This is a genomic window from Ruegeria sp. B11 (assembly GCF_056539785.1).
Genome location: NZ_JBQFVO010000003.1, coordinates 112,005 through 127,782, shown reverse-complemented (window position 1 = coordinate 127,782; position 15,778 = coordinate 112,005). Strand labels below are relative to the sequence as shown.

The window sequence follows — 15,778 nt, the reverse complement described above, 5'->3', positions numbered from 1 at the left end:
ATGACCGATCTTTATCAGTCCCAAAGGGCTATGCGGCAGATGCGCCGACAGGCAATGCAACGCGGTGTAGTTGCTATCCTGGATGTCGGCAGCTCCAAAATCGCTTGCCTTGTATTGCGCTTCGACGGGACGGGGCGGTTGTCCGAGGATAACTCGATCGGCTCGATGGCCGGACAAACCGGTTTCCGGGTCATTGGCGCTGCGACCACCCGTTCGCGCGGGGTGCAGTTCGGCGAGGTTACCGCGATGCAGGAAACCGAGCGCGCCATCCGCACCGCGCTGCAGGCGGCGCAGAAGATGGCCGATATCCGCGTCGATCACGTGATTGCATCCTTCTCAGGGGCGAACCCGCGTTCCTACGGGCTGGATGCGCAGGTTGATCTGGAAGGCCAATTGGTTACCGAAGCCGAGGTCGGTCGTGTCCTGAACGCCTGCGACGTGCCCGATTACGGCGAAGGGCGCGAGGTACTGCATGCGCAACCGGTGAATTTCGCGCTCGACAACCGCTCGGGACTAATCGATCCGCGTGGACAGTTGGGGCAGAGCCTTGCAGTGGATATGCACATGCTAACCGTCGATGCGGTGGCGATCCAGAACATCGTCCGCTGCATCAAGCGCTGCGATCTGGAGCTGGCAGGGATTGCGAACTCAGCCTATGTCTCGGGCATTTCCGCATTGGTCGAGGACGAACAGGAGTTGGGCGCGGCCTGTATTGATTTGGGCGGCGGCACCACCAGCATCTCGATCTTCATGAAGAAACACATGATCTATGCCGATTGCGTGCGCATGGGCGGGGATCACGTGACCAGCGACATTTCGATGGGCCTCGGCGTGCCCGCAGCGGTGGCCGAACGGATCAAGACCTTTAACGGTGGCGTTCACGCGACCGGAGCCGATGATCGCGACCTGATCGACATCGGTGGCGATACTGGCGATTGGGAGCATGACCGCCGTACCGTCAGCCGTGCCGAGTTGATCGGCATCATGCGCCCCCGCGTCGAGGAGATTCTCGAAGAGGTGCGTACTCGTCTGGACGCTGCCGGTTTCGACCACCTGCCAAGCCAGCAGATCGTTCTGACTGGTGGTGGCAGCCAGATCATGGGGCTAGACGGGCTTGCCAGCCGGATTCTGGGTCAGCGTGTTCGTTTGGGCCGCCCGCTGCGCGTTCATGGCCTGCCGCAATCTGCGACCGGGCCCGGTTTTTCTTCGGCAGTGGGGCTTAGCCTGTTTGCGGCGCATCCTCAGGACGAATGGTGGGATTTTGAGATCCCGGTCGACACCTATGCCGCGCGCCCGTTCAAGCGCGCCGTGCGCTGGTTCCGTGACAATTGGTAATGCCCTGCGTGGTGCAGCCGTTGGCGCGGCCCTTGGGCCCGCTGCGGCCCCGGCTCAAACCCTGATTACGCCAGAGGCGTTTCTGAGCGCCGTCGTTGGCAAAACGATCACCTTCCATGAAATCCGAAGCGGTATGTTGGTCGGGACCGAGGAATTCCTCAGCCCGACTCTCTCGGTCTGGCGGATGGAGGGGCGGGGCTGTGTCTATGGCCAGATCACCACGCCAAATGGCCAGATCTGTTTTCTGTACGATGATGCGCCCGATGGCCTGCCAGTCTGCTGGTGGCCCTACCTGTACAATGACCGGCTGATGGTGCGGCTGGCGCGCTTCGTCGGCAGCGAAACGCAAGAGGTCCGTAGCATCTCTGAAGATGGCCTGAATTGCCCAAGTGCCCCGGTAGGCTAAAGAAATCAGTTGCGGCAACTGCCAAATTGCCGCAAAATAAGGTTCAAGGCCCGGCAGAGGCCCAGCGGCAGGACATTGAGCAGTTTTCCGCGACCAAACGAGTGACTAAAAGTTTTCGCATCCCCTCAAGGCGGGTGGGGTCTTTCCGTGTGTAGTGGCGCATGAGCCTTTCGCCGCAACATGTCGCGGTAACAGCGAAATGCCGCTGTTTGCTGCCTTATTTCCTCCATATTTTGTGGATTCGTGCGATTTTTCTGGTGACGTTTCCGAAATGACACAGTAAAATCGACTGTGGATAGGTCAGAAAAACCGCATTTTGCGGCAACATAAAAAACAGGCGGACAGAGCATGACATTAAATCTTTCGATGCCCGGGCACGACGAACTCAAGCCTCGGATTACCGTATTTGGCGTTGGCGGCGCTGGGGGCAATGCTGTCGACAACATGATTGAAAAACAGCTGGACGGCGTTGAATTTGTCGTCGCCAACACAGACGCACAGGCGCTGCAGCAAAGCCGTTCGTCGGCGCGGGTGCAGCTGGGCGTCAAAGTCACCGAAGGGTTAGGTGCAGGTGCGCGTCCGACCGTGGGTGCTGCAGCAGCTGAAGAAAGCATCGAGCAGATCGTGGATCATCTGGCGGGTGCGCATATGTGCTTTATCACCGCCGGTATGGGCGGTGGCACGGGCACCGGCGCAGCCCCGATCATCGCGCAGGCAGCGCGGGAGTTGGGTGTTCTGACCGTTGGGGTTGTCACCAAACCCTTCCAGTTCGAAGGCGCCAAGCGTATGCGTCAGGCCGAAGACGGCGTTGATGCGCTGCAGAAAGTCGTTGATACGCTGATCATCATTCCGAACCAGAACCTGTTCCGTCTGGCCAACGAAAAGACCACGTTTACCGAGGCGTTCTCGATGGCCGACGATGTCCTGTATCAGGGCGTCAAAGGCGTAACCGACCTGATGGTGCGTCCGGGTCTGATCAACCTCGACTTCGCCGACGTTCGAGCCGTGATGGACGAGATGGGCAAGGCGATGATGGGCACAGGCGAAGCGACCGGTGAAGATCGCGCCATTCAGGCAGCCGAGAAGGCCATTGCCAACCCGCTGTTGGACGAAATCAGCCTCAAGGGTGCCAAGGGTGTGCTAATCAACATCACCGGTGCGCACGACCTGACCCTGTTCGAACTGGACGAGGCCGCCAACCGCATCCGCGAGGAAGTGGACCCCGAGGCCAATATCATTGTTGGTTCGACCCTGGACACCGAGATGGAAGGCGGAATGCGCGTTTCAGTCGTTGCCACCGGTATCGATGCCAGCGAGAAAACCGAAGATGTACCGGTCGCCCGCCGTTCGATGTCGGCTCCGCTGACACGCACGGTTTCGGCAGAAGACTCCACGCCTGAACAAATCGCTGCAGATGAGGCCCTGGCTGAGGACAACATTGCGCCCACGCTCTTCGAGTCCATCGAAGATGTCGAGTTCAACGATGGCTGGCAAGACGAACAACCCGCTGCCGAGCAGGAAGATGACGGGCTGCCTCCGCCCGCCTATCAGCCTCAGGTTGCACAGTTCGAACCGCAACCCGAAGTCGAAGAGACAGTCGACTCCTACGACGCACCGCGTGCCCAGACCCCCGGCACACCGTCTCCGGAAGCGATGCAGCGGTTGCAGGCCGCAGTTCAGAAAGTACCTTCGAACCGGCTGCGTCCGACGCCTGAGGTACCTCGCGAACCGGCCTCTGAGCCGCAGCAAACGACCGAGGATCGCCCGCGTTTTGGCTTCAACCGATTGATTGACCGGATGACCGGCCATGCGGCCGATACGCCCGCTCAACCGGTACGCCAACAGCCTGCGATGCGGTCGGTTGACGCGACGGCACCTGTTCAGGATGAAGCCGATCCTGATCAGGAGCGCATCGAAATTCCCGCCTTCCTACGGCGTCAGGCCAACTGATCGCGGTAACAAAATCATCCCGAAGGGCCGCCATCGCGCGGCCCTTTTTTGTGGAAACACAAAGTGTTGAGCTGGTGTAAGCAGGGATTTGCCGATGTGTCACATTCATGTTTCATTCGGTTGCAAAAGGTGAGTTGAGCCTTAACGCCCCCTTCCTTAGTTGAGGGTGCAACACAGCCCCTGATAGGCTGGACACAACTCACCGAGGCTCACATTGCAACATACGCTCAAATCTTCAGTCACGTTTGTGGGCACTGGGCTGCATAGCGGCAAGCCTGCGACGATGGTTCTGAAGCCTGCAGCGGCAGGTCATGGAATCTGGTTCAAACGGACTGATATCGAGCTGGGCAATGCGTTGATCCCCGCTATCTATGATGTTGTTGAGCGGACGCCTCTTTGCACACGATTGGTTAACGATGCGAATGTGTCGGTATCGACTGTGGAACACATCATGGCGGCACTTGCCGGATGTGGTGTGCATAATGCACTGATTGAAATCGACGGTCCCGAAGTCCCGATCATGGATGGCTCGTCCGTGGCCTTTGTTCAGGGCATCATGGCCAAAGGCGTTCGTCGTCAGGCCAGTCCGGTACTGGCTTATGAGGTGCTTAAACCCATCTCAGTTGAACGCGAAGGCGCAAAGGCATCGATCGCGCCTGCGGAAGGTCTGGAGATCGAGTTCCACATTGATTTCGAAGATGACGCCATTGGCAGCCAGACAAAGGTTTTGGACATGCGCAATGGTTCGTTTGCGCGTGAACTCTGCGACAGTCGCACGTTTTGCCGCCGCACAGATGTCGAAGCGATGCGTGAAAACGGATTGGCCTTGGGCGGCACATTGGACAATGCGGTAGTCGTACAGGGCCACGAAGTCCTGACCCCGGGTGGCTTCCGTCACACGGATGAAGCGGTGCGCCACAAAATGCTGGACGCTCTGGGTGATCTCTATCTTGCAGGCGGTCCGATTCTGGGGCGCTTTGTCGGCGAGAAGTCGGGGCATTCGATGACCAACACATTGCTGCGCAAACTGTTCGAAACACCGGGCGCTGTGCGTCCGATCCTTTGTACCCCTGAACAAGCCGCGCGTCTGCCCGGCCAGGGCCTTGTGCGGAGCGAAATCCCGCAGGTTGCGTGATCTGATCAACTCTGACGACATTTGCGCCATGAGGGTGGATAAGGCGTTTTGCACTGGAATTTTATGTGCTAGACCGAGGCCCGATCAGGGGTAATTCCCGCTAAGTAGACGACAAGGATGGGCGGAATGGTTGGCAGCAAAGCGGCAGTCAGAATCGCAGGTGCGCTTCTTCTGGCAGCAACTTTGACGGCATGTGGCAATGCCGGAGGTCTGTTTGGTAACCGTGGGGCAGACCGCAGCCAAAACCTCGAAGGTTTCACACCTGAACAGATTTACACCCGCGGTGAATATGAGCTGTCGCAGAATCGCTCGGACGACGCGGCTTGGTATTTCTCTGAAGTAGAGCGGCTTTATCCTTATTCCGATTGGGCGAAACGTGCGCTGATCATGCAGGCGTTCTCATTCCATTCGGACCAGAACTATGAAGAAAGCCGCGCCGCCGCGCAGCGATATATCGATTTCTATCCCACTGACGAAGACGCCGCCTATGCCCAGTATCTTCTGGCGCTCAGCTACTATGATCAGATCGACGAAGTGGGTCGTGATCAGGGGCTGACCTTTCAGGCACTGCAGGCGCTGCGCACGGTGATCGAAGTCTACCCAGACAGTGAGTATGCCACATCTGCCGTACTGAAATTCGACCTTGCCTTTGACCATCTGGCTGGCAAAGAGATGGAGATCGGGCGCTATTATCTGCGTCAGGATCACTTCACTGCGGCGATCAACCGATTCCGCGTGGTGGTCGAGGATTTTCAGACCACATCTCATACCGCCGAGGCGCTCTATCGCCTGATCGAGGCGTATCTGGCGCTGGGACTGGTGGACGAGGCGCAGACCGCGGGTGCGATTCTGGGTTACAACTATCAGTCCTCGGAATGGTACGACGCGGGGTACACGTTGCTGACGTCGCGTGGTCTCGATCTAAAGAGCCGAGGTAACAATTGGCTCAGCACGATCTATCGCCAGACCGTCAAGGGTGAGTGGTTGTAACGGCCATGGCTAAAGGCTTGGGACGCTAAAGACCCGATGCTGCGCGCCCTTGATATCCGCGACATGCTGATCATCGACCGGCTGGACCTGACGTTTCAGCCGGGCTTGAATGCTTTGACCGGTGAAACCGGCGCGGGCAAGTCGATCTTGCTGGATTCGCTGGGCTTTGTGCTGGGCTGGCGAGGGCGCGCCGAGCTGGTTCGTCAGGGGGCCGCACAGGGCGAAGTTGTGGCCGAGTTTGAACTGCCTGACGATCACCCTGCCCATTCGATTCTGGCCGAGGCGGGTCTGCCCGGTGGCGAGGAGCTGATCCTGCGCCGCGTCAACACGGCCGAGGGACGTAAGACTGCATGGGTCAATGACCGCCGTTGTTCGGGCGAAGTGTTACGGGCGCTGTCGGAAACTCTGATCGAACTACACGGCCAACATGATGACCGAGGCCTGCTGAACCCACGCGGGCATCGCGCAACGCTGGATGCCTATGCCGGGGCAGGGGATCAGTTGGCCGCCGTGCGTGCCGCATGGGGCCAGATGTCCATCGCCCGCAAAGCTCTGGCGCAGACTGAGGCAGCGCTGGAGGCTATGCGTGCCGAAGAAGAGTTCCTGCGTCATTCCGTTGTCGAGTTGGATCAGCTTGACCCGCAACCGGGCGAGGATGCCGATCTCGACGCCCGCCGCCGCATGATGCAAGGGGCCGAACGGATTCGCGACGACGTGGCCCGTGCCTTTGCCTTGCTAGGCGGCGACGGGGCCGAGGGCGCGATGGCCGATGCCGTGCGCTGGCTGGAAGGCGTGTCGGACAATGCGGGTGGCCAGTTGGAAGGCCCCATTGCAGCGCTGGGTCGCGCCCTGATCGAACTGGGCGAGGCGCAGGATGGGGTCAACGCCTGTCTGCAAGCGCTCGATTTTAACCCAGCGGAACTGGAACAGGCCGAGGAACGCCTCTTTGCCATTCGCGCGCTGGCACGCAAACACGATGTGGCCCCCGATGATCTGGGCACCTTCGCCGATACCTTGCGCGACCGCCTGAACCGGCTGGATGCGGGTGACGCCGACCTCAGCAACAAACGCGCTGCTGTGGACGCGGCACAGGCTGCGTATGACAACGCGGCCACCGCGCTTGGCGAAACGCGCCGTAAGGCCGCCAGTGCGTTGGACACCGCAGTAATGGCTGAACTCGCGCCCCTGAAAATGGAACGCGCCGTGTTCCGGACCGAGATCACCGCGACCGACCCGGGCCCCGAAGGAATCGACGCGGTGGCCTTCACCGTCGCCACCAACCCGGGGGCGCCGTCAGGGCCGCTCAACAAAATCGCCTCGGGCGGCGAACTCAGCCGCTTTCTGCTGGCGCTTAAGGTCTGCCTAACGGGCGAAGACAGTGCCCGCACGATGATCTTTGACGAGATTGACCGTGGTGTCGGCGGTGCTACGGCGGACGCGGTGGGCCGCCGTCTGGCCGCACTCGCGCAGGGCGGGCAGGTGCTGGTCGTCACCCACTCGCCGCAAGTGGCCGCACGGGCGGCGCATCACTGGCGGGTGCAGAAACAGGTCACCGGCGATCAGACCCTGTCCACCGTGATCCCGCTGGCCGACCCCGACCGCGTCGACGAAATCGCCCGGATGGTCGCAGGCGACACCATTACGGATGAGGCACGTGCCGCTGCCCGTGCCCTGTTGGATGCATGACGCGCATTCTGTGAGCATCTTGTCGTGAACCGACTTTTATAAGGCGCGCGCGTGGCTTACTAAGGGTCAGGCGACCACCCCAACGAGGGCCAATGACCCAATCGACCCGCACCGTGCTGCGCAATCAGCTCAATCAAGCCCTCTCGGCGCTGCGGGATGCATGGCGGGTAATGCTTCATCGTGGCCCCAGCCAGATTCAGTTCTGGTTTATCGCTCTGGTCATCGGGATCGCTGCAGGCTTCATGGCTCTGGGATTCCGGATGGCGATCTCGTCGTTGCAGGCTTATCTCTACAACACCGAAGATATCCTATTCCTGCACAGCCATGCTGAGAAGCTGCATTGGCTCTGGATTTTCCTTACACCTGTGGTCGGCGGGTTGGTCGTCGGGATCATCCTGAACAGGTACACCGATGATGGCCGTGTGCGTTCGGTAGCTGATGTGATCGAGGGTGCGGCCATCACTGATGGACGGGTCGAAAAGAAGGCTGGTATCGCATCTTTTTTCGCTTCGCTGATCACGCTCAGCTCAGGCGGATCCACGGGGCGGGAAGGACCTGTTGTGCATATGGCCGGGGTCATCTCGACTTGGGTCAGCGACCGTATCCACGCCGACGGCATCACCGGGCGCGACCTATTGGGTTGCGCTGTGGCTGCTGCAGTTTCGGCCAGTTTCAACGCCCCCATCGCCGGTGCTTTGTTTGCGCTTGAGGTTGTGCTGCGCCACTTCGCCGTTCATGCCTTTGCGCCCATTGTCATCGCCTCGGTCGCGGGGACCGTGATCAACCGGCTGGCTTATGGTGACGTGACCGAATTCACGCTGGATACGCCCGGGTCGTTGCAATTCTATGTCGAGCTGCCCGCCTTCCTGATCCTAGGCCTGATTTGCGGGCTGGTCTCGCTGCTGTTGATGCGATCGATCTTCTTCGCCGAGGATATCGGCACGCATATCCAAAACCGCTTGTCTCTGCCGCGCTGGCTGCGCCCCGGTGTTTCGGGCGCGATGCTCGGCCTGTTGGCGGTCTGGTTTCCGCACATCATCGGCGTGGGATACGAAACCACGATCCGTGCCTTGACCGGGGACCTCGTGCTGACGACCGCGATCCTGTTCGCGGTCATCAAGACCGTCGCAGTGGCGATTACCATGGGCGGTCGCATGGGTGGTGGTGTGTTTTCCCCTTCATTGATGATCGGAGCGTTGACCGGGTTGGCCTTCGGCCTGATCGCCACCGGATTGCTGCCAGATGTGTCAGGCACCCATACGCTCTATGCCTTTGCCGGGATGGGCGCGGTGGCGGCGGCGGTGCTGGGCGCGCCGATCTCAACCACGCTCATCGTGTTTGAATTGACCGGAGACTGGCAGATCGGCCTCGCCGTGATGGTTTCGGTCTCGATGTCCACTGCGCTGGCCTCGCGCCTTGTAGACCGGTCCTTCTTCCTGACCCAGCTGGAACGGCGCAATGTGCACCTGGCCGCCGGGCCGCAGGCGTACCTGCTGGCAATGTTGCGGGCAGGCGCGGTGATGCGCCCGCTGGGGGACGCGCGTTCGATCTCCAAGGAAGACGCGCAGGCATTGATCGAACAAGGCCTATGCGTCAAGGCCAGCGCCACGCTTGAGGCCGCGATGCCATATTTCGACCGCGATGACATCCCTTGCATCCCGGTGGTGATCATCGACAAGGACGGCTGTGAAAACCCCGTTGGCGCGCTCTATCACATCGACGCGCTGAAAGCTTACAACCGCGCGCTGGCCGCCACAGCGGCCGAGGAACATTCATGATCAGCGTCCGTAAACGCTGGCTGCGTCGCCCAGATAATTGTCCCAGGCAAACCAATACGAGATATGTCCCGCGACGCGCGGCAACTCTGCGCCATCCGGGCCAATTAGTGCCTCTTCGGTGACGCGCCACTTGTTGCCCGTTTCGTCCAGCAGCCCGCCATCGGTGGTCGCGCGGAACTGGCGCGATCCACGCTCGTAGGCGCGCACGCTGCGCTTGTCCGGGTCGCCCATCAGCATCAGTGCCCGCCCGCCAATCGCATCGTTGATCACCGGCTTGCCCTTGAACGCGTCCAACGGCCAGGCCCGCGCCGCGCCGAACTGGCGCACGGCGAACACGTAGTCCTTCTGGCGATGCCGACTTTGATCGACCAAGGCCGGGAACATCAGATCGGGTGAGGCAAAGTAATCGCGATACACAACGCCCGAGCCATAGTTGCGCCGATGACCGGTGCTGAGCGACAGCACCTTCGTATCTGAATGCGACGCCTTCCAGCTGTCCCAGCGGGTGATCACCACAGGACGCTGCTTCAGCTCGATTCCACTGTTGACCAGCGGTCCGACCACGGGCTTACCTGTGTACTGGTTCCATAACGAATGCGTCTCACGGTCGAACATCAATTTGTTCGACCGATACAGGAACCCGGACGAGCCAAATACAAACGGCTTCCGCCGCCCCTCGACCTGCGTTTCAAACAAAATCCCCGATCCGCACAGCGTACAATAGGCCAGTGCTACCGGAACGCCTCCGATCACCTCGTTGAACATCTCGTGCCAGCCCATGATGCGCAGCGGATAAGCGCGTACATCGCCGTTGATCGAGACGCCAAAGACCAGATCGTCGTCTTTCATGTAGTCCGCCCGCGCCGCCGGGATCAGCTTGGGATTGTCCAGCGAAGGGATACCGTCCTTGAGCACACCACCCCAACTGATCTCTTCCAGCCGAATCTTCATCTTGTCGCGTTGCAAATATTCGGGTTTCAGGAAAACGTCGAAGTTCTGATCGATGCCCAAAAGAACTTCGCGTTTGAACGGTATCAAAGATGGATGAGGTACAATCTGAGCGTTCCGTTCTTGCCATAGCATCCATTCGAACCAGTCTGTGCCGTGGCGCGCGCCGCTCAACGCTTCCATGACTTTGGCAATGTCTCGCTCTCGCCGTCTACCATAGCGCATCGCCGTCAGAAGCGCGGGCACAACGTCCGGTTTGCCGCGCTCGGTCAGGAACGCCATCCCGGCTTCGAAATCGGTCCGACTGCCATACAAAGTTGAACGTACGGCATCGTAGACAGGGTCAACCTGTGCCCAAAGAGCGCGAGGGGCTACAGCGCTTGCCCCCAACAGGCCGACAAAGCTGCGACGTGGAATCGACATGGCATCCTCCGATCGGGTTCATATTCGATCTTGCCTGCAAAGCAGATCACATACACGCAACACTCGCGTGAGTGGCTCGAAATTCTGAAGCTGCATGCCGGGCATCTCGACATTGGTCCATCCTGAGCACAAGATGCTGCTGCGATTGATGTCATCGAACGTGACAGTGGCAATGAAAAAGGAAATACCCATGCAAGACCATGGTTATAAGGCGGGGCGACTAAACCTGCCTTTTGTCGGCATCTCAACCTTCGCCAAATCTCCATATGTTGAGAATTGGGATGAGATCGAGGCGGATATCGCCGTTCTCGGCGCGCCCTTCGATTTCGGGACCCAATGGCGACCGGGGGCGCGGTTTGGACCTCGGGCCGTGCGCGAAGCCTCGACCCTGTTCAGTTTCGGCCATGCCGGGGCTTATGATCACGAAGATGACGCAACCTATCTGGATGGCTCGGTGCGGATCGTTGATCTGGGGGATGCGGATATTATCCACACCAAAACCGAGGAAAGCCATGCGAATATCGAACTGGGCGTGGGCAAAATCCTGAAAGCAGGCGCGCTGCCGGTGACCATCGGCGGCGATCATTCGATCAACATCCCCTGTATCAATGCCTTCGCCGAGGATTGCGCGCAGAACGGCCCGATCCATGTGGTGCAGATCGACGCGCATCTGGATTTTGTCGATGAACGCCACGGGGTGACTGCCGGGCACGGAAACCCGATGCGGCGGGCGATTGAGAAAGACTATGTCTCAGGCATGACGCAGCTGGGCATCCGCAATGTCTCATCCACCGCGAAGGAAGGCTATGACGACGCCCGTGCGCGCGGGTCGGACATCCTGTCTGTGCGGCAGGTGCGCAAACTGGGGGCCGAGGCAGTGCTGGCGCGTATCCCGCAGGGGGCACGGTATTACGTAACGATAGATATCGACGCTTTTTGCCCTTCAATCGCGGCGGGCACAGGTACGCCCAGCCATGGCGGGTTTCTCTACTACGATGTACTGGAAATTCTACAGGGTCTGGCCAAACGCGGGGATGTTGTGGGCATCGATCTGGTCGAAGTCGCGCCTGCTTACGACCCGACGGAAAGTACCCAAATTCTGGCGGCGCAGCTATTGCTGAACTTTCTGGGCTTCATCTTTCACGAACGCGCCCAGCGGTAGAAGGTGGGGCTTGTCGCCCCACCCGTTTTTTCATGCATCGATGATGTTGTGGCCGGGACCATAGGGGAAGCCGGTGATGTTCTCGGCCCCGTCTTCACCAACCACAAGGATATCGTGTTCACGATAGCCGCCCGCGCCGGGCTGGCCTTCAGGGATCCACAGCATCGGCTCGATCGAGACGACCATGCCGGGTTCCAGCACCGTGTCGATATCTTCGCGCAGCTCCAGACCGGCCTCGCGCCCGTAATAGTGGCTGAGGATGCCGAAGGAATGGCCATACCCGAACGAGCGGTATTGCAGCAGGCCCTCATCCGCGAAGAAGCGGTTGATCTCAGCCGTGATGCCCGAACAGGTCGCGCCGGGTTTGATCAGGCTCAGGCCCAGCTCATGCGCGGCAACGTTGGCCTTCCACAGGCGCAGGCTGTCTGCGTCGGGCTCGCCCAGGAACAGGGTGCGTTCCAGCGCGGTGTAATAGCCCGAGATCATCGGGAAAGTGTTCAGCGACAGGATATCGCCCTTTTGCAGCGCGCGTTTAGTCACCGGGTTATGTGCGCCGTCGGTGTTAAGCGCCGACTGGAACCAGACCCATGTGTCGCGGTATTCGGCATCCGGGTAGGCGCGGGCGATTTCCTCTTCCATCGCGTCGCGTCCGGCCATGGCGATCTCAATCTCGGTGGCGCCTTCACGGATAGTTGCGTGAATGGCGGCCCCACCCACGTCAGCGGTGCGCGCGCCGCCTTTGATCAGCTCGATCTCTTCTGCGGATTTCACCATGCGAGCAAACATTGTGTCAGGCGCGATGTCGATCAGTTCCGGTCCGCCCAGCATGTCCAGCGCCGTGTTGCGCGCCGCCAATGTCATGTGGTCGCCTTCGATCCCGATCCGTTTGGCCCCGCCGATCAGGCTGGCCACTGCGCGCCAGTAATTGTCGCGCTTCCAGTCGGTGTAGATGACGTTGTCCTCAACCGAGCGCCGCCACGGTTGGCCCGCGTCGATGTTTGCCGAGACAGTGGTGCAAGCGTCCTGTGTTACCACGCAGCCGTAGGGGCGGCCGAAAGAGCAGTACAGAAAGCCGGAATAATAGGCGATGTTCTGCATCGAGGTCAGCAGGACGGCGGGGACGTCATGCTTGGCCATGATTGCGCGCAGGGCGCCAAGGCGGCGGTCGTATTCGCCCTTGCTGAACGGCAGGGGCGCTTTGTCGCCATTGTGGCAGGTGAAGAATTCGGGGCGTTTTGTTGTGTCTGTCATGACTTGGTCTCTCATCATTGCCGGGCGGCAAACCCGGCCACTTGTCCCGGCGTTCAGGACAGGCGGTCTCGGGGTCCGAGAGCCGATCATCCCAGTGCGTCCGCGACGCCATCGCGGCTGGGATGAACAGGTGAATCGTTAGATCAGACCTAGGCCTGCGTCAAGCGGGGGAAAGGCCTCGCAGGCGCTCGGACCGACGGCGCAGCAGCTCGACCGTGGTCAGCAGCGCAATCGAGATCACCACGAGGATCGTGGCCACCGCCAGAATGGTCGGGCTGATCTGTTCGCGCAGGCCGGTGAACATCTGCCATGGCAGCGTTTTTTGGCTAGCCGAGCCGACAAACAGTACCACGACCACCTCGTCGAACGAGGTGATGAAGGCAAACAAGCCGCCTGAGATCACACCCGGCAGGATCAAGGGCATCTGAATCTTGAAGAATGTCCGCACCGGACCCGCGCCCATATTCGCAGCCGCCCGCGTCAGCGAGCGGTCAAAGCCCACTAGCGTTGCGGTCACGGTGATGATGACGAATGGAATACCCAGAACGGCGTGAGCGAGGATCACTTTCACATAGCCCACAAAGTTCTTGTTCATGCCCAGTGTTCCCTCCATGAAGCGGCCGATATCGCTGTAGAAGAAGAACATGCCTGTGGCTGAAATGATCAGCGGCACGATCATTGGCGAGATTAGGATGCCCATTATGGCGCGGCGGCCTGGAACGTGGCTCTGGCTGAGGCCAATGGCCGCCAGCGTGCCCAGCGAGACCGAGATGATCGTCGCAATCGGCGCAATGATGAGCGAGTTCTTGAAGCTGCGCTGCCATTCATTGTTGGTGAAGAAATCGCGGTAGTGCTTTAGCGAGTACCCTTCCGGGTCCAGACGCAGCATTTCTGGCGTGAAGGTAAAGAAGTCCTGCGCGTTGAACGAGAGCGGCAAAACCACGAGGATCGGGGTGATCAGGAACACGAAGATCGCGCCGCAGATCACCCGGAACAAGTAGTGATAGAACACTTGCTTCGCGGTCAGATAGGGCAACAGTTTTTGGCGATATCGACCTTCGTACAGCCAAAAGATAAACCAGACGAAGAACCATCCACCCAACAGGCCCAGAACGCCGCCCATTGGGCCAGAGAACAGAAAACCGACGATGCCAAAGCCAAGGATATTGATCCATCGTGCCAGTTTTTCGTTCTTGAGTATCGTGATGTAGACCCAGGCCACAGCGGCGATCAAGGCTGCACCGCCAATGATGCCGAGGAAGACCGAGCCATTGCCCGCGCCGACAAAGATACCGGCGAAGGCGCCTGCCAGCGCAACGCTTGGCAAAACCATGGACAAAGGTTTGCGGGATATCGGAGTAAGTGCGGCCATGTCGATTATCCCAGCTTCACGTTATCAATGCCGACAATCTTGTCGTAGCACCAGTAGAGCAGCAGTACGACGCCCAGAAGGATCGTTCCCAATGCCGCGGCCAGCCCCCAGTTCAGCGAGGACGAGATGTGATAGGCAATCCGGTTCGAAATAAAGACACCCTTGGTGCCGCCAACGATTTCAGGCGTGATGTAGTAGCCGATCGCCAGAATGAACACGAGGATTGAGCCCGCGCCAATGCCAGGAATGGATTGCGGGAAGTAGATGCGCCAGAATGTCGTCCAGTTGGTCGCGCCCATGGATTTTGCGGCGCGGGTGTACGAGGGCGGTATGGTCTGCATCACCGAATACATGGGCAGGATCATGAACGGCAGCAGGATATGCGTCATAGCTATGATCGTGCCGATCTGGTTGTTGATGATCACCAGCCTGGCGTCGTCGGCCACCAGTCCCAGCCAGACCAATGTTTCATTGATCACGCCCTGTTGCTGCAACATCACCTTCCACGCCGAGGTTCGCACCAACAATGACGTCCAGAAGGGCAACAACACGAGGATCATCAGCAGGTTCGACACCCGCATCGGAAGCGTCGCCAGCAAATAACTGACCGGATAGGCCAGCAGGATACAGGACGCGGTGATCACCAGCGACATGAACAAAGTGCGCCCGAACAGCTTGATCAGGATCTGCTTGTCCTCGGGCTGCGCCTGCGCGCCCTCGGGCGTGCGGCGCATGTCCACAGCGTTCAGGAAATAGCCATTGGTGACAGCGGGCGAATGCGTCTTGATAACCGCCCATGTCTGCGGTTCACCCCAGCCGTCGTGAATCTCGATGACCTGGTCTTTGAACGGCCCATCGGTTTCGGGGTCCAGCTTACCCATTTTCCGACCCGAGCGGCGGAACATCGAAGACATGCCTGTCTCTTCGTAGTTCAGACGCGAACCCAGCCGGGTGTGTGTCTTGTTATCGACGGCCACGACCATGTCGCGGACAAAGGCGTCATAAACGGCCTCGTCGGGCAACTCGCCGCTGGTTTCATCCCAGCTTTGCAATGCTTCGACCGTCAGGGGCAGTGTCTCTTGTACGATGCTGTTTTCCACAGATCGGAACAGCATCGCCGCAATAGGCACGATGAACGAGAACATAACGAACAGCAGCAGTGGGGCGACCAGCATCAGGGCCCGCAGCTTTTGCCGTCGCAGAGACCGGGCCAGCGATTGCTTGAGTGGCGTGCCGTCCGCGGCCAGCATGGGACCAGTATTTTGGGTGGCGTCAGTCATCGGTACCCCTTGGGTATTTTTGGGGTCGGGGGCGATAGCCGCCCCCGACAATCTCAGGAAAT

Annotated in this window: 12 protein-coding genes; 8 read left to right on the top strand and 4 right to left on the bottom strand. The window is 59.6% G+C overall.

Annotation, left to right across the window (positions count from 1 at the left end; translation table 11 throughout):
- From ftsA to ACR0I1_RS12310, 7 genes are all read left to right on the top strand, one after another.
- The gene (ftsA, locus tag ACR0I1_RS12340) at positions 1–1,335 is read left to right on the top strand and encodes a cell division protein FtsA (RefSeq protein ID WP_170392023.1); all 1,335 of its coding nucleotides are present in this window, start codon (positions 1–3) and stop codon (positions 1,333–1,335) included.
- Positions 1,322–1,741, top strand: coding sequence for a hypothetical protein (locus tag ACR0I1_RS12335; protein WP_170401361.1), 420 nt, complete (start codon positions 1,322–1,324; stop codon positions 1,739–1,741). Before ftsA ends, ACR0I1_RS12335 begins: the two co-directional genes overlap by 14 nt.
- A gap of 348 nt (positions 1,742–2,089) precedes the next feature.
- Complete coding sequence (gene ftsZ / locus ACR0I1_RS12330) at positions 2,090–3,691, top strand: cell division protein FtsZ (RefSeq protein ID WP_480706706.1); 1,602 nt, start codon at positions 2,090–2,092, stop codon at positions 3,689–3,691.
- 214 nt (positions 3,692–3,905) lie between these two features.
- Complete coding sequence (lpxC, locus tag ACR0I1_RS12325) at positions 3,906–4,826, top strand: UDP-3-O-acyl-N-acetylglucosamine deacetylase (RefSeq protein ID WP_480706704.1); 921 nt, start codon at positions 3,906–3,908, stop codon at positions 4,824–4,826.
- A gap of 126 nt (positions 4,827–4,952) precedes the next feature.
- Entirely contained in the window at positions 4,953–5,816 is an 864-nt protein-coding gene (locus ACR0I1_RS12320; RefSeq protein WP_170392015.1) for an outer membrane protein assembly factor BamD, read from the top strand.
- 36 nt (positions 5,817–5,852) lie between these two features.
- Positions 5,853–7,502 (top strand): DNA repair protein RecN, encoded by a 1,650-nt coding sequence (recN, locus tag ACR0I1_RS12315; RefSeq protein ID WP_480706702.1) that lies wholly within the window; start codon positions 5,853–5,855, stop codon positions 7,500–7,502.
- A gap of 92 nt (positions 7,503–7,594) precedes the next feature.
- Positions 7,595–9,280 carry a chloride channel protein gene (locus ACR0I1_RS12310; protein ID WP_170392011.1) on the top strand — a complete coding sequence of 562 codons (1,686 nt, stop codon included), beginning with the start codon at positions 7,595–7,597 and terminating at the stop codon, positions 9,278–9,280.
- On the opposite strand, the gene ACR0I1_RS12305 is transcribed toward ACR0I1_RS12310, so the two are convergent.
- Positions 9,281–10,651: a DUF3179 domain-containing protein gene (locus tag ACR0I1_RS12305; protein WP_480706700.1), complete on the bottom strand. Its 1,371-nt coding sequence runs from the start codon at positions 10,649–10,651 to the stop codon at positions 9,281–9,283.
- Positions 10,652–10,841: 190 nt separating this feature from the next.
- Here ACR0I1_RS12305 and speB point away from each other — a divergent pair, with 190 nt between their 5' ends.
- The gene (gene speB, locus ACR0I1_RS12300; RefSeq protein ID WP_170512280.1) at positions 10,842–11,813 is read left to right on the top strand and encodes an agmatinase; all 972 of its coding nucleotides are present in this window, start codon (positions 10,842–10,844) and stop codon (positions 11,811–11,813) included.
- 30 nt (positions 11,814–11,843) lie between these two features.
- Here the strand turns inward: speB and ACR0I1_RS12295 are convergent, their stop codons facing one another.
- The 3 genes from ACR0I1_RS12295 to ACR0I1_RS12285 all read right to left on the bottom strand — a co-directional run bounded on the left by ACR0I1_RS12295 (position 11,844) and on the right by ACR0I1_RS12285 (position 15,716).
- On the bottom strand, positions 11,844–13,064 hold the full coding sequence (locus tag ACR0I1_RS12295) for an aminopeptidase P family protein (protein ID WP_480706698.1): 1,221 nt from the start codon (positions 13,062–13,064) through the stop codon (positions 11,844–11,846).
- Between the two features lie 160 nt (positions 13,065–13,224).
- Positions 13,225–14,436, bottom strand: coding sequence for an ABC transporter permease (locus ACR0I1_RS12290; protein WP_170392003.1), 1,212 nt, complete (start codon positions 14,434–14,436; stop codon positions 13,225–13,227).
- Positions 14,437–14,441: 5 nt separating this feature from the next.
- Complete coding sequence (locus tag ACR0I1_RS12285; RefSeq protein WP_170392001.1) at positions 14,442–15,716, bottom strand: ABC transporter permease; 1,275 nt, start codon at positions 15,714–15,716, stop codon at positions 14,442–14,444.
- Positions 15,717–15,778 lie beyond the last annotated feature (62 nt).